Genomic DNA, 14,725 nt, shown 5'->3' with positions numbered 1-14,725 from the left:
ATTATTTTTTTGTTTTGACATAGCGTTCCGACGGTTTTAGAGGTCGGAAGGGTTTGCCACCACCCTCGTAGAACTTGCCAAAGAACTCGACAAAGATCAAACGCGCCCCATGCACATAGCCTGATAAGAAGGACAGGAACATGTTGATGGCATGGAGAAGGACAAAGAGCATAAGGCCGACTGTGAACCGTCCCAGAGTCGGGAAGAGATTGACAATCAAGTTAAAGGCTGACCCGATGCTAGCCCCAGATAAACCGAGCGCCATCAAACGGGTGAAGCTGACCAAGTCTCCGACATAGCCACTAACATTGTAGAGGTTAAACAAACCTGCTGCTAATCCTGATAATTTCTTGGCACTGACAATGGACACCACCAGAATCCCAATCGCATTGAGAATAGCTAGCCACTGGCCAATGGGAACTAGGTAGGATAAGCCTGGTAGGATATTCCCGACTGCTAAGAGCATCAAACCTAATAAGATCAAGACCCAGGCAAAGCCTGCATTGTAGGCTTCCGTATAGTCTTTCAGGCGGACATTTTTCATCCCTCCTAGGAAGAGACCAACCAAAACGGTGATGAAACCAAAGACAACCGATAGGATCAAGATGGTCATAGCATTGGTGGTCGTGCTGATCAAAGCAAAGGGCATCTCAAAGCCGAAGAAGGAACCATATACGACTCCCCAAAGGGCTACCGAGATTCCTAAGAGGCAGAAAAAGCGAAGGTTTTTTGCTGCGCTCGGCCGTAGCTGGAAGGCTTTTAGAGCAAGGCCAGTTGCCAGCGTTAACAAGAGGCCATAGCCAATATCTGCTACCATCATTCCAAAGAAAACAAAGTAGAAGAGAGAGACGATTGGCGTCGGATCTTTCTCGTAATACTTGGGCAGGGCATACATCTCAGTCACCAACTCGAAAGGCTCCACCAAGGCATTGTTTTTCAGTTTGATTGGCACCTGATCCCATTCTTCTTGGGTAACCTCTCGCGTCTGCAAGACGACTTGGTTCCCAAATTCCTTTTGAAGTTTGCCCTTTAAAGCTTCGAGTTGAGAGGTCTCAATCCATCCTTCTAATGCGACTAGATGGGCTGTGCTGGCAAGAGAGCCTTTAGCCTCTTCCCGAGCTCCTAGACTCAAGACATAATCGAGTTGGTACTTGAGTTGATTGAGATCTTCCTTGGCTTGGCTGAGCCTTTCCAAAGTAGCCGCTTCAACAGCTCCTTGTTCTTTGATCTCTCTCTTGAGTTGCTCCAAACGTTCTTTGGGCAGGGTCTCTCCCTGATAGTCAAACTCTTTGAAATGCGAACTGGTCAGCGTATCTTGAAGATCCGCTAAGTCACCAGACTTATACAGGACAACGACTCCATGCTCTGTTTCCGAGCTGAAAACTACATCAACCTCTACATCTGGGTGCGCTAGCAAGGCTTGACGCGCCTGATCCTGTTCACTATTGGGAATGGTGCCGATTAAGCCATGAACATAGCGGAAACGCTTGAGCTGGTCCGGTGTCATTGTCAAGTCAACCCATTTTTCCAAAGAGGCAAGCTCTTCTTGAGCTAGCTGGATGCGATCCCGCGCCTTTGCTAAGACAGCCAATTGTTTTTGCACCGACTGTAAGAGACGTTGCTCATCACGGATAAGCCCATGAGACTCTAAATCGTGAAAAGACAAAGACAAGGGAGCTTCTTTTAGTTTTTCTAATCCCTTCTTTTGAGGAATGAAAGGCTCCAAAGCTTGAATGGCCTTTTCTAACTGCTCTTCCCGACGTCTTAGTTCATCCAGTCTTTGAGCTGATCCTTTGGTCCTATCACTCGTCTGGAAAGCAACTTTCCAGTCCTCTTGCTCGCTCAAATCATAGATTTGGACGGACTCCTCTGACTGGAGCGACAAGAGAAGCTCGTCCATTAGATTTGTAGGCAAGACGAGAGAAAGGTGTTGCATTGGGCTAATTGCCATAGGTTGCTACCACCTTTTCTACAATTTCGTCTACCAAAGCTGCACGCTTATTTGTCATGGCTTGCTGCACCTTTTCGTCATTGCGTTGACTGGTCACTGCAAGGTCTGCCTCCAAGCTAGCAATCGTCGCTCTCGAGGACTCTTCCCGCTCTGCTACTAGCTTAGCGGTCTCTTTGTCATAGGATGCTGCTACCTCCTGTAGGTGATAACCTAGCTGTTGGCGCAAATCTTGGACCTGATCCTCGTAACTTGCGACAACGGCTTCTGCCGCCATTTCAATCTCTTGCATCATTTCTAGAGTTGCGTTGGCCATCACTCCACCTCCTTACCTCTTCCTTTACGAGAAGGAACAAATTCTTGTGTAAATTATAACATATTTTAACAACTTTTTTCAGCGTCTTTCCTTTGTTTCCAGAGGTTATTTTTTAACAAAGTTGATTCAAAAGAGAGGCTGATTCTGTTCCTTCTTTCAGCCGTTCGCCGGTCGTATTCCTTGTATATCACAGGTTTTTATGTTATACTGTGAAATATATTATAGGATTTTCTCCATGTGTAACCTCAGTTGAAAGGAGGACCGCTGTGAAACAAGATCGTGATCTCCGAAGCATTATTAAGAGCCATCAAGAAGAAATGACGGAGCTAGAGTTAGACATTGCCCGCTATTTTTTATCTCCTGAAGCACAGCAACACTCTCTTTCCTCGTCTAGAGTGACGGAACTGTTGCATGTATCAAAAGCTGCTTTGACCCGTTTTTCCCAAAAGTGTGGCTTCACAGGCTATCGAGAATTTATCTATCACTTTAACGAAGAAACCAAATCTCAAAAACAACAATCCCCGCACGACGAATTAACCCAGGATGTCTTGCGTCGCTACCAACATGTCCTTCAGGCTACAGAAAACCTAGCAAAAGATGACCAAATCAAAGAAGTCGCTAACTTAATCACTCAAGCAGATCGGGTCTACTTCTTTGGAAAAGGAAGCTCAGGATTGGTGGCTTCTGAGATGAAACTTCGTTTCCTCCGACTAGGCGTTATTTGTGAGGCCTTAACCGATCAAGACGGCTTTGCATGGACGACCAGTATCTTGGATAAATCCTGTCTGGTCATTGCCTTCTCTCTGTCGGGAACCACACGCTCGATTATCCATAGCCTCTTGGATGCTCAAGAAATGGGGGCAAAAACCGTTCTTCTTACTGCTCAACCAGACGCTATCAAAGATGACTTTACGGAAATTTTACCAGTTGCTCCCCTACCTGGAAGCACCTATATTGACCGTATTACGGCGACCCTTCCGTTCTTAACCACGATTGATTTAATCTACGCTCACTTTCTTGAAATGGATCGGGAGCGCAAAGAGAAAATTTTCAATAGCTATTGGGAAAACAAAAAACTCAATGGCTACGATTCACGTAGACGGTAGTCTCCATATGTATCACCAGGCGCCAAGGGCTTTTGCCTTCGGCACCTGGTTTTTCTTTTCCACAAAAAGAGAGTGGGACAGAAATCGGTAATTCGTTAGAATTCGATTTCGTCGTCCCACCTCCGCACAGTTGAGTAGGGCTATAAAAGCTGATGAAAGCAGCATAGTAGAGCCCATTCAACCACTGCGTCTTGCTCGACAATGCAAAGGCTGGGACAAAAGTCCCAGCCTCTTTTCGATTTAATTGCGTCTAGCTTGCTGTTGCTTGAAATGGTAGTAAGCCCCTATCATCCCCGCAGTATTTTGATGATGCGCAAACTCCAATCGTGTTTTGTCTGCAAGGCTCGGAACGAGGGAGTCTTTGAGGGCAACTGAAATTTTTGGTTTCAATATAGCTTCCTGTCCCATGACCCCACCACCAAGAATGACCACTTGAGGATTGACAACATAACAGATATTTGCAAGCCCCTTACCTAGGTAGTCGACCATGCGATCGATTCCCGCCATACAGATGGTATTTCCTTGGGTCGCTTCCTTGAAAATACGACGACCACTCCATTGTTCGACAGGGTCCCCATGTTGCTTGGCAACATATTCAACTAAAGCTGTTGTTGAGGCCAAATCTTGGAAGGCGCCATCTTGAAGATGGAGGTAACCGACTTCACAGGCAGAATTGCTAAAGCCATGGAAAATCTCCCCATTGATTAGGAGACAGCCACCGATTCCAGTGCCGACTGTTAAACAGACCGCAACTTGAGACCCCTGGCCATTCCCTGACATGACTTCTGCTAAACCAGCACAGTTGACGTCATTTTCAATTTCGCAGGGAATATGATAGGCATCTTCAATTTCTTTTTTAAACTGAGTTCCCGCATAATTGGGAATCTGAGGACCTGCATAAAAGATTTCTCCCTTATCGGGATCAACCATGCCAGCTGACGAAATACAGACTCCAAGAATATTATTTTCTTGGAGGTAAGATTCTACTAAAGCTTTGGTTTTCCCTAGAATTCCAGGTCCCCCTTTTTCAGCTTCTGTCGGCATTTCATGCGACTCAATCAAATTCTCTGCTTCATCAATCAGACCATATTTAATATTGGTCCCACCGATATCAATCGCTAGGTAATAGGCCATACACCTCTCCTTTCCGATTTCCATTCCTTTTTAAAGAAAACGTTCCTTGACTTCACGGATTAAACTAGCTGCCTTTTGAACTACTTCCTGGTCTGCTTCAGTTACTGGAGTTAATGGACTCCGAACAGATCCCAGTTCTAGACCTTCATTGATCCGCAAGACTTCTTTAATGACTCCATACATGTTTCCATGAGCAGACGTCAAGACTCCGATGATACCATTGACGGCAAACTGCAAGGCACGCGCAGTCTCCAAGTCCTTGTCCGCAATCAGTTGATTGAGTTTCAAGAAGAGCTCAGGCATGGCACCATAAGTGCCTCCAATACCCGCTCCTGCTCCCATCAGACGGCCACCTAAGAATTGCTCATCCGGACCATTGAAGACGATATGGTCTTCACCACCTAAAGAAGCAAAGGTTTGGATATCCTGCACAGGCATCGAAGAGTTTTTCACCCCAATGACCCGTTGGTTTTTCAACATTTCTTTATAAAGACTCGGTGTCAAAGCCACACCTGCCAATTGAGGGATATTGTAGATAACAAAGTCTGTGTTTGGCGCTGCTGCGCTGATTTCATTCCAATAGTGGGCGACACTATATTCTGGCAAGCGGAAGTAAATAGGCGGAATGGCCGCAATGGCATCTACTCCTAGTTCTTCTGCATGTCGTGCCAATTCCACACTATCCTTGGTGTTATTGCAGGCTACGTGAGCGATGATAGTCAATTTTCCTTTAGCCACTGCCATGACTTCTTCTAAGACTAGCTTGCGATCGGCCACACTCTGATAGATACATTCGCCGGAAGATCCGTTGACATACAAGCCCTGCACACCTTTCGCGATAAAATATTCTACGAGAGCACGTACCCGCTCCGGGCTAATTTCTCCTTGGTCATCATAGCAAGCGTAAAAAGCTGGGATGACTCCTTCATATTTTTTTAAATCTGACATTCTTTTTTCCTTTCACGAGTGTTTACTAAATCCTAATTTTTCTTTTTTATTCTTTAAAACGAGCAAATATCTTTTCCATCAATCCAACCTGTAGGAAGGTCAGGCTAGAAAAACCAATCAAGAAGAAGACCATGAGCCCTAGTAGAAAGCTTAAGACAGAAGTCACAAAAACCATAGCTACCAGCAACAAGAAAGTCCCCATAACGAAAAACCATGGGAAATACAAACCGGTTACAATCAGAGCTTTTTGAAGACACTCTACCCAAGTCAAGCGGTAACGCGCCGCAATTGGATAGGCCGCTAGCATAACCAGAAGGAGGAAGATGAAGAGCCCTAGACACACAGCTTTTAACACCTGCATCGGCAAAGCTGTCTGGTTCCAAAAGAGCAACAAGTCAAAGAGACAGACCCCTGAAACGAGCAACTCAATCCCTCCGAGCTGAAGACCCAACTTCCAATTTTCGCGAAAGGCGCTGATGTAGGTTCGAATGACTGGTAGGCGACGCTGGTGTTTGATCGCAAAAACCGTTTGATACAAACTAATCTTCGCGATTCCGATGGTGACAATCGGTAGACAGCTCAGCACAAAAAGAAGATTGACTGTGACTAAGTCCGCTATTTTCTCGCTGATTCGCATCACCAGATTGTCTGTATTAAAAACTGTTTTGATCAATCCTGTTTCTCTTTGTGACATACCGTCTCCTTTCTGACTCTCTTAATCGATTAAAATCTTCACTAACTGTTTTCGAACCTTATCTTCTTGACCTGCATAACCATTTGGCTGGTGAGGTTCTCCTGGGAAGAAAATCGCAAAATTATGATAACCCAGATGCAGCGGATAAGACTCCTGACAATGGACAAAACCGATGTCAGATGCTTCATCAAATGCGATAGCCTCACCTGTCACACGAGATCCATAACTCGAAAACTCATGACCTTCTACCAATAGATGCAAATCGGCATATTTTTTGTGATGCTCAAAGCGGTCGCTTTCTTCTTTATTGAGGGTGTTTTCTTGAACAAGAAGAAAAACCTTATCCCCATCAATATCGTATCTTCCCAATTCAAAAGAATCCTTCCGATGCTCATAGAGAAAATCAATGGCCTGATCTAGATTGGGGTGGATTCCCTTGTAAAAGGTGATGTTTTTTAAATCATCAAATATCATACACTCATCCTTTCGACACTTCTTAAGACGAGAAAAGAAAACAAGCAGTTTCTTCCCCAGCCCCTTCTAAGGCACCGATGAGGTGTGGAGCTCGCAAGAGCCCTACACCTCTCAGCCTAGAAAAAAGTATCTGTACACAACTATCGTTTGTCCAAACGGACAACTTATCCTTTGACCGCTCCCATAGTAATCCCTTGGGTGAAGGATTTTTGGAAAACGAGGAAGACCGTAACGATTGGCACCGCTGCTAGGGCTGCACCAGCCATAATCAAGCCATAGTTAGTAGCCATTTCAGCCTGCATGGTCGCAACCCCTAAGGAAATGGTCAAGTTTTGACGAGAGGTCAACATAACCAATTGCATAAAGTAGTCGTTCCAAGTGTTGATGAAGGTGAAGATGGCAAGAGCTGCAAATCCCGGCTTGACAATTGGGAAGGCAACGCTCCAGAAAGTCCGTAACTCTCCACAACCATCGATCTTAGCAGATTCTAAGAGTTCTGTTGGGATGTTTTCACTAAACTGCTTCATCAAGAAGACCCCGAATGGCCATCCAACCAATGGCAAGATAACCGCTGCTAGGGTATCGTGGATTCCCATAAAGTTGATAATCCGTACCAATGGAACCAAGACAACTTGCTTCGGAAGGGCCATGGCTGCGATAAAGATGGCAAAGAGAATTCGCTGTCCATAGAAACGTTTCTTAGCTAAGACATAACCCGCTAAAGAAGAGGTCATACACACTAAGAGCATGGTAGCAAGGGAAATGAAGACACTGTTCCACAACCATTGTAGGGCTGGGTTTTGTACCATTAACTGTTGGAAGTTTTCCATGGTTGGTGTCTTTGGCCACCATTGAGGTGGGATCATAATGGTATCTGGTTGAGACTTAAAGGCCCCCGTCAAAATCCAATAAAATGGGAAAATGAACAAGACTGTCAAAAGGAGCAAAACGATGGTGGAAATCACTGTAAAGGCAGTGATGGGTTTCTTTTGTGTTGATTTCATCTGAGGCTCCTTTCTTTAGTATTCTACGTCGTTTCCGAGGATCTTGAATTGCGCAAAACTAATAATGGCAATCATCACCGCAAGGAAGACACCCATGGTGTTAGCATAGCCGTATTCAGAGAGTTTAAAGGCTTTTTCATATAAGTAGTACATAAGGGTACTTGTTGAGTAATTAGGACCACCGGATGTCAACAATTGGATCAAGGCGAAACATTGGAAAGAGTTAATGGTCGTAATGATCGCAATATACAAGGTTGTTGGCAACAAACTTGGCCATTTGATCTTCCAGAAAACTTGAAGTTCTGTCGCACCATCGACACGCGCCGCTTCTACGAGAGAATTATCAATATTCCCCATAGCTGCGATGTAGAGGATGATGGGTTGACCAACAGAGGTGGTTAACAAGATAACAATAATAGCCATCAAAGCCCAGTTCTTATCTCCCAACCAAGAAATATTTTGGTTGATGACATGTCCAGATTTCAATACAAAGTTCAAAATACCAGATAGTGGATCATAGATCCATTTCCATACCACTGTAACGGCCACACTCCCTGTAACAACAGGAAGGAAGAAGACGAAACGGTAGAAGGAACGCGCAATAGCATTTTGATGATAGGTCTGAGAAGCCACAAACAAGGAGAACAATACTACGATTGGAACGGATCCAATAACGATGATAACGGTATTGATCAAGGACTTGATAAAGACTTTATCCGCAAACATGCGGGAATAATTTTCAAAACCAACAAATTTGAAGGAGGTCATAGAGTAGTTGAAGAAACTAGTGACAAACCCCATAATCATTGGTGCTAATACAAAGACAATAAAGAAGATTAAAATGGGTGCTAAGAATGCGTAGGAAACCAGCGTCTCCCTCATTCGGATTTTGTTTACCTTCACAATAAGGCACCTCCTGATGTTCTTTTTCTATTTTGATTACTTGATTCTTTATTTGAAGCAATTCCATGTTGCTTCAAATAAAGAATCAATAGGGAGAATGAAAACACAAGGGCCCCTCTTTCAATCTACACATGGAGATAAGAAATCGAGGGGCCTATGCTTTCTTATTTCTATGAAAGGATCATTTTAATTTCATAGATGATCTATTTTTTCTTGATCGTTTCGTTTGCTTTTTCGGTGAATGTCTTCAAAGCATCTTCTGCTTTTTCATCTCCGTTTGAAACAGATTGCAACATTGGGAACCAAAGTGTACGCATTTCTGCAAAGCCATCGATTGTGTTGTAGTATGGTGAGTAGTATTGAGTCCAAGTGCTGATGGTTTCCATCCGTTTGTCATCATACAATTTACCAAATGAGCTACGAACCGGGAAGGCACCTGTACGAACAACGTTCTTAGGACCCCATTCTTTGTCATCAGCGATGAATTGCACAAATTTCTTAGCTGCTGCTACTTTCTTTTCATCCTTGTTGTTGAAGACTGCAAAACCATTGACAAGGTATTCCAATTTTGGTTTGCCTGAATCAGATGGGAATGGTACTTCGACTACTTCAACTTTACTTGCGTCCAACAATTTAGCTTGAATACCGTTTTGTGAAGGAGCCCAAAGGATAGTGTAAGAAGTTTGGCCGTTGGCAAAGTTTTGGATGTCTGCTCCACCATCAAATTGGGAACCATTCATCATCAAGCCATCATTGATCCATTTAGAAGCTTTTTCTAAACCTTTGACAAATTTTGGATCATCCGTTGTATACTTGGTTACTTTTTCATCTGTTACAGAACCACCGTAAAGGTTGGCGATAAAGGCACGAGTACCTTGGTCTCCACCTTGACCGTTACTGAAGAGTGATCCTGGTGTGTAACCCTTGTCTTTCAAGGCTTTCAAGACTTTTTCAAAGTCATCTGTTGTCCAACCTTCTTTCACAAGGTCTAGAACTCCTGCATCTTCCAACATTTTCTTGTTCATGGCCATGTAGAATGGTGCTGAACTGATTGGATACATGTAGGCAGTGTCGCCAGCCTTGCTAGCTTGGATGATATTGTCGTTGTTGACATCTTTTACAAAATCTTCTGTAAAGAGATCGTTCAAATCAGCCAATTTACCATTTTTACCATATTGGATGATCCGCCCTGGTGCGTCAAAGAGCACGTCTGGAGCAGTTCCAGCTTCGATGGCTGTAGTGATCTTTTCAGGACCAGATTTGAAATCGATGGTTTCTAATTTCACTTTGATATCTGGATTGGCTTTTTCGAAGGCTTCGATAATTGATTTTTCGTAAGTTCCTACGCCATCCTCAGCTTTTTCTTGTGTAAAAACTGGGAAAGCCCACCAAGTGATTTCTGTTTTACCAGAGTTATCGCTTGAAGATTCAGATTTAGATCCTCCTCCAGAGCCACAAGCTGCAAGTGCTAGCACCGCTGCACCAGCTACCAACGAGTACAGTACTTTTTTCATTTTCATGTGATTTCTCCTCACGTTTGCGGTAAGATTTCTCTTACTTAGTGTATCCTCACTGAGGACGGTGGTCATTAAGTATTCTCATTTCTACTGGATGACTTTTCTCTTCCTGGCTTCCTCCTTGTCTCTTTTTACTGTTATTTTTTCTATTTTAAAGCTGCGACGAAGCGTTCTGTAATTTCTTTAGGTCGCGTAATAGCTCCCCCTACCACAACCCCTCTGACCCCCAGGTCGTGAATTTCTTTGGCTTGGGCAGGATAGTGGATCTTACCTTCAGCAATCACATCGACACCCGCTTGGCAGAGTTGACGAATCAAGTCAATGTCAGGTCCGTCTATTTTCGGACTATAATCTGTGTAACCAGATAAGGTCGTTCCGACAAAATCAACCCCTGCTTCGACAGCTGTTAAGCCTTCTTCAAAGGTGCTGATATCTGCCATCAAGAGTTGATCAGGATATTTATCCTTCACTTGGTGGATAAAGTCGACAATCGATAGACCGTCATGACGCGGACGTTTGGTACAATCCAATGCAATCACTGCGATATCTAATACAGCCAATTCATCTACTTCTTTCATCGTAGCAGTAATGAATGGTTCTTCAGGAGGATAATCTCGTTTGATAATCCCGATAATCGGAAGCTTTGTTACTTCCTTGATTTCTTTGATATCGCGAACGCTATTAGCTCGGATTCCAACCGCCCCTCCTTGCTCAGCTGCTTTAGCTAAGAGAGGAATCACTCCACCAGCCTCTGTGTAGAGAGGTTCATGAGGAAGCGCCTGACAAGAAACGATAATGCCGTCTTTGATCTGTTGAATTAATTCTTCTTTCGTGATCTTGGACATACATTCCATCTCCTTTGTTTATTACGACAACTCGAGTACTTGTAAAATTATTATATAGTATTTTTAAAGCGCTTACAATATTAGCCAACCAAATTGATTATAGTTTCATATTTTAAACTATTATTCCTTTCCTCTGAAACTAGTTTCAGAACTCCGGGCATTCTAAAACTTTTTAACAAATTTTTTTCATTTCCAGATTTTTATACGAATAGTATAAGTGACCAAACAAAAGAAAGGAGGACCACAGATGTACTATACTCCCATTATCATCCCATGGTTTTTGTATTACTTCTTCCGCAAATAAATAAGGAAAGGGAATACCTAATATGAAAAAAAATACCAGAGCTTTTGTTTTATTCATCTTGCTTTCATTGATTTTATTTTAAGCAAAAACTTGAAACGCAAGCTAAACACTGCATTGGTTATTTAACCTTATCCTTGCTTCATCTAATCAGCTCAGCTGATACAAAATGAACAAAAGTCAACCACATACAAGCTAGCTCTATTGGAAAATTATCCTAGCTTTGCTATTCAACAAAAATTAGGAGTATTAAGATATGAGATGGCCTATCCACACTATGATTTTTGCAATCATCATCGCATTAACAGTTTTACATGATGCACATCTGATTGCATTTCAACCAAAAATGAATTTAGCCATTGTGGCTACAATCTATCTAGCAGTTGATGCTAGATGGCAACAATCAAGAAAGAAAGAGGACAACTAAATGACAACAAAATTAACACAAAAATTCACACCCTTAACAGAAGCAGAATTGGCTCAAGTCGATGGGGGAGCTATCCCATTTATTGCTTGGATCGCTGCTCATCCCTACATATCTGGCTCTATCGCTGGTGGTGTAACAGCTATTGGAACTGCCATTTGGGGAGCGTTTAAATAATTATTTTGAAGGAGAGAATCAATGAGCAACCAAGTACAATTTAAAGATCTCACGCATGAAGAATTAAGTGATATTAACGGTGGAGGACTCCCTTTTCTGTTAGTTTTTGGCTACGGTTTTTCTACTGCTTATATCGGGACGACTAAACTGATTGATGCCTTTCATCGAAATATGACACGAAAATGGTAAAGGAGGAGACTTATGAGCCTGGTATTTATCACCCTCATCCTTTTGACAGGGTACTGCATTCTTGATAAAAAAGCACCCAAACAGGTAGAAGGGTACCTTCCTAAATTTGCTATTGCCTTTATGGTCACTTTCACCATTCTGAACGAGGCAATTGATTTACTCTACACGATTTTACATTAAGGAGGACAGCTATGGATACAAGCATCCATTATACTTGCCTAACGGAAGCTGAACTTGCGACCATTGATGGAGGTGCCTCCGTCTTTGACTCGGCAAAATTCATCGTTCAAACATGGAATATTTTATACAATTCCGGACGTGATTTTGGCCGTAGTATCATCAACGGCATCATGCACTAGAAAGGAGGATCCATGAAACTCGAAGAAACACACTTCAAAAGCTTATCCGAGCAGGAACTCAGTCAAGTGGATGGAGGATCCGTCTGGCTGGCAGTTGGACTAATCGCCACCCCTCTCATCATGGGGACCTTCGCCGGAGCCTTTGATGAATATGCCCGCAAACGTGGGGCTCACTAAGCAAGGACAAAAAGCCTTAAGGTGTCTTCCTTGCACATCTCTTAAACAGTTTAAAAAATCCCAGCTTTTAAGAAAGCTAGGATTTTTTCGTGTGAACGAAGCAAGACCTTTTTCTATTCTCCCTCTTCCTTCTTCATCATCAAGGCAAAGAATAGGACGGGTTAGGAAAGCAATAGACAAGTTCAGGAACTCCAACTGGACCAAGGACTAGATATTCCGAACGTATAACGTATTATCCCAACAAGAGATCCCAATAAAATGATTAGTCCCTGCTAGCTATTATTGCTGAGGAAGTAGAGGAACAAAAACTTGGACCGACAATCAGAAGACTAAAAAATCAGGTAAGGAATGGAGACCCTCCCCAGGGTGCTAGGCGCTTGCAAGACTATTAGTAGTAAAAGAGGAAAGTGATCCCAAATAAATGTCTTCTAGAACTTTCAATTCACTAGCCCACCTTTTGAATCGGTTTTTCCTTTACGACAAACACAAAGCCAATAGAGCCGACGAATGCCCCAAGCAAGATCCAATAAACTATATCCGTTGAAGTGAACGGACCTTCTAAGAGACCAGCCAATAAAAAGAGATCAATATACAGTCTGGTGTCACGATAGAAGGCCCAATTGAAATGGTAGCTACCCACTGGATACTGCCTCTTTGGCACACGTGGTTGAAAGACTTGCAAAATAAACAAGATAACTACAAAACAAAGGTACGCTAAATCGATAATCGAAAACGGTGGTTTCTTCCACAAAACTACTGTCACTAAAAGCAAGACCAAAAGCCAGAAATGAAAGTCCAACCAGAACTCACGATGATAATGGAATATTTTCATAAGATCACACCTTTCTATTTATGTTATATTTCTAATCATATTATAGTATGTTTTATTAGGAGTAGCAAGTAAATAGATGTGACAAGAACAACTACTACATCTGTTAAAAAGGACAGGAACATGAAACTGTTCCTGTCCTTTTTATTTCAGCATCAAACGATTGATCCTTCTTAGCTGAGGTCGTTATCAATAATGACTTTCAAGGCATTGTTTTCGCCAGCATGTTTGAAGATTTCGTATGCCTTTTCTGCTTCGGAAAGTTTGAAGTGGTGGGTTACCAACTTGGTCGCATCAATCTTACCAGATTTCAATACATTAAGAAGCATTTCGGTTGTATTGGCATTAACCAAACCAGTATTAAGCGTGATGTTCTTAATCCAAAGGTCATCAAGATTGAAGCTAACTGGTTTACCATGCACTCCGACGTTGGCAATATGACCACCGACAGAGATAATATTTTGGCAGATATCGAAGGTTGCTGGATAGCCCACACATTCCATAGAGATGTCAACACCACGACCATCGGTCACTTCATTGATAAAGGCCTTGATTTCATCAATATCACTTGAACAAATGGTATGAGTCGCTCCAAATTTCTTAGAAGCTTCAAGACGAGATTCTGACAAGTCTACCATGATAATAGTAGCTGGAGAGAAGAATTGTACGGTTAAGAGAGCTGCTAAACCAATTGGCCCCGCACCAACGATACAAACGTTGTCTCCTGGTTTCACATGAGATGGGAGCACCCCGATTTCATAAGAAGTTGGGAGAATATCTGAGAGCATAACCAGAGCTTCGTCATCAACAGAGGCAGGTGCATGATAGAGACTGCCGTCTGCGTGAGGAATATGGACATACTCTGCTTGAGTTCCGTTAATTAAGTGGCCAAGAATCCAGCCCCCATCTTCACAGTGAGATGGTAAACCACGTTTACAGTAGTAGCAGGTGTTACAAGCTGTCACACAAGAGATGATAACCTTATCGCCCACCTTAAAGTTAGTGACCGCATCGCCGACTTCTTCGACAATCCCGATTCCTTCGTGACCGAGGATGGTCCCTTCCTTACAAGCCGGAACATCTCCTCCCAAAATATGGAGGTCTGTTCCACAAATGGTCGTTTTTACCAAACGCACAATAGCATCAGTTGGTTTCTTGATGACTGGTTTTGGTTGATCGATCAACTGAAGATTTCCTGCGGATACATATGTTGCTGCTTTCATAAGCGACTCCTTTTTTGTTGGTTTTGTCAAACCATTTTATTACAGTTTTTACTTTGTGAATATTATAACATACAAAGTAAGCGCTTGCAACATATTTATTAGATTTTTTATAAAAGTATTTTCAAGAAATGAACCATCCTATCAAATGAAAAAATCC

General features: G+C 42.7%; 19 protein-coding genes. 7 read left to right on the top strand and 12 right to left on the bottom strand.

Annotated elements, in window-relative coordinates; genetic code table 11:
* Position 1: 1 nt before the first annotated feature.
* Both D8785_RS08380 and D8785_RS08375 read right to left on the bottom strand, forming a co-directional pair.
* Positions 2-1,951 (bottom strand): V-type ATP synthase subunit I, encoded by a 1,950-nt coding sequence (locus D8785_RS08380; protein WP_125375127.1) that lies wholly within the window; start codon positions 1,949-1,951, stop codon positions 2-4.
* Positions 1,941-2,264 (bottom strand): hypothetical protein, encoded by a 324-nt coding sequence (locus D8785_RS08375; protein ID WP_125375126.1) that lies wholly within the window; start codon positions 2,262-2,264, stop codon positions 1,941-1,943. Before D8785_RS08375 ends, D8785_RS08380 begins: the two co-directional genes overlap by 11 nt.
* A gap of 266 nt (positions 2,265-2,530) precedes the next feature.
* Between D8785_RS08375 and D8785_RS08370 the strand changes: the two genes are divergently transcribed.
* Positions 2,531-3,370, top strand: a complete 840-nt coding sequence (locus D8785_RS08370) for a MurR/RpiR family transcriptional regulator (protein ID WP_023024932.1) — start codon at positions 2,531-2,533, stop codon at positions 3,368-3,370.
* Between the two features lie 240 nt (positions 3,371-3,610).
* Here D8785_RS08370 and D8785_RS08360 read toward each other — a convergent pair whose 3' ends face one another.
* From D8785_RS08360 to D8785_RS08325, 8 genes are all read right to left on the bottom strand, one after another.
* Positions 3,611-4,504, bottom strand: coding sequence for an ROK family protein (locus D8785_RS08360; RefSeq protein ID WP_125375125.1), 894 nt, complete (start codon positions 4,502-4,504; stop codon positions 3,611-3,613).
* A gap of 30 nt (positions 4,505-4,534) precedes the next feature.
* On the bottom strand, positions 4,535-5,452 hold the full coding sequence (locus tag D8785_RS08355) for a dihydrodipicolinate synthase family protein (RefSeq protein ID WP_125375124.1): 918 nt from the start codon (positions 5,450-5,452) through the stop codon (positions 4,535-4,537).
* 46 nt (positions 5,453-5,498) lie between these two features.
* Positions 5,499-6,146 carry a YesL family protein gene (locus D8785_RS08350; RefSeq protein WP_125375123.1) on the bottom strand — a complete coding sequence of 216 codons (648 nt, stop codon included), beginning with the start codon at positions 6,144-6,146 and terminating at the stop codon, positions 5,499-5,501.
* 21 nt (positions 6,147-6,167) lie between these two features.
* Positions 6,168-6,620 carry a NanQ anomerase/TabA/YiaL family protein gene (locus tag D8785_RS08345; protein WP_125375122.1) on the bottom strand — a complete coding sequence of 151 codons (453 nt, stop codon included), beginning with the start codon at positions 6,618-6,620 and terminating at the stop codon, positions 6,168-6,170.
* A gap of 164 nt (positions 6,621-6,784) precedes the next feature.
* Positions 6,785-7,624, bottom strand: a complete 840-nt coding sequence (locus D8785_RS08340; RefSeq protein ID WP_048788695.1) for a carbohydrate ABC transporter permease — start codon at positions 7,622-7,624, stop codon at positions 6,785-6,787.
* 15 nt (positions 7,625-7,639) lie between these two features.
* A complete protein-coding gene (locus D8785_RS08335; RefSeq protein WP_125375121.1) occupies positions 7,640-8,527 on the bottom strand; it encodes a carbohydrate ABC transporter permease in 888 nt (295 codons plus the stop codon).
* 203 nt (positions 8,528-8,730) lie between these two features.
* A complete protein-coding gene (locus D8785_RS08330) occupies positions 8,731-10,047 on the bottom strand; it encodes an extracellular solute-binding protein (RefSeq protein ID WP_125329988.1) in 1,317 nt (438 codons plus the stop codon).
* 143 nt (positions 10,048-10,190) lie between these two features.
* Positions 10,191-10,889 (bottom strand): N-acetylmannosamine-6-phosphate 2-epimerase, encoded by a 699-nt coding sequence (locus D8785_RS08325; protein WP_125375120.1) that lies wholly within the window; start codon positions 10,887-10,889, stop codon positions 10,191-10,193.
* A gap of 557 nt (positions 10,890-11,446) precedes the next feature.
* Here D8785_RS08325 and D8785_RS09775 point away from each other — a divergent pair.
* Genes D8785_RS09775 through D8785_RS08300 form a run of 6 tightly spaced genes read left to right on the top strand, consistent with a single transcriptional unit; the run spans position 11,447 to position 12,516 of the window.
* Positions 11,447-11,617 carry a hypothetical protein gene (locus D8785_RS09775; RefSeq protein WP_185759640.1) on the top strand — a complete coding sequence of 57 codons (171 nt, stop codon included), beginning with the start codon at positions 11,447-11,449 and terminating at the stop codon, positions 11,615-11,617.
* A complete protein-coding gene (locus D8785_RS08315) occupies positions 11,618-11,791 on the top strand; it encodes a Blp family class II bacteriocin (protein WP_125375119.1) in 174 nt (57 codons plus the stop codon).
* Positions 11,792-11,812: 21 nt separating this feature from the next.
* Positions 11,813-11,980 carry a lactococcin family bacteriocin gene (locus D8785_RS08310; RefSeq protein WP_125375118.1) on the top strand — a complete coding sequence of 56 codons (168 nt, stop codon included), beginning with the start codon at positions 11,813-11,815 and terminating at the stop codon, positions 11,978-11,980.
* Positions 11,981-11,992: 12 nt separating this feature from the next.
* Positions 11,993-12,160 (top strand): hypothetical protein, encoded by a 168-nt coding sequence (locus D8785_RS09770; protein WP_023024914.1) that lies wholly within the window; start codon positions 11,993-11,995, stop codon positions 12,158-12,160.
* An 11-nt stretch (positions 12,161-12,171) separates the two neighbouring features.
* On the top strand, positions 12,172-12,339 hold the full coding sequence (locus tag D8785_RS08305; RefSeq protein ID WP_023024913.1) for a hypothetical protein: 168 nt from the start codon (positions 12,172-12,174) through the stop codon (positions 12,337-12,339).
* 12 nt (positions 12,340-12,351) lie between these two features.
* Positions 12,352-12,516 (top strand): class IIb bacteriocin, lactobin A/cerein 7B family, encoded by a 165-nt coding sequence (locus D8785_RS08300; RefSeq protein WP_125375117.1) that lies wholly within the window; start codon positions 12,352-12,354, stop codon positions 12,514-12,516.
* Positions 12,517-12,961: 445 nt separating this feature from the next.
* Here the strand turns inward: D8785_RS08300 and D8785_RS08295 are convergent, their stop codons facing one another.
* A complete protein-coding gene (locus tag D8785_RS08295) occupies positions 12,962-13,348 on the bottom strand; it encodes an ABC transporter permease (protein WP_125375116.1) in 387 nt (128 codons plus the stop codon).
* A gap of 170 nt (positions 13,349-13,518) precedes the next feature.
* Complete coding sequence (locus D8785_RS08290; protein ID WP_125375115.1) at positions 13,519-14,568, bottom strand: zinc-dependent alcohol dehydrogenase family protein; 1,050 nt, start codon at positions 14,566-14,568, stop codon at positions 13,519-13,521.
* Between the last annotated feature and the right edge of the window lie 157 nt (positions 14,569-14,725).

The sequence above is a fragment of the Streptococcus australis genome (assembly GCF_003943615.1).
In the GTDB taxonomy this organism is placed as follows: domain Bacteria; phylum Bacillota; class Bacilli; order Lactobacillales; family Streptococcaceae; genus Streptococcus; species Streptococcus australis_C.
Note: the sequence above shows the minus strand (reverse complement) of the source record. Positions and strands in the feature narration are given on the sequence as shown.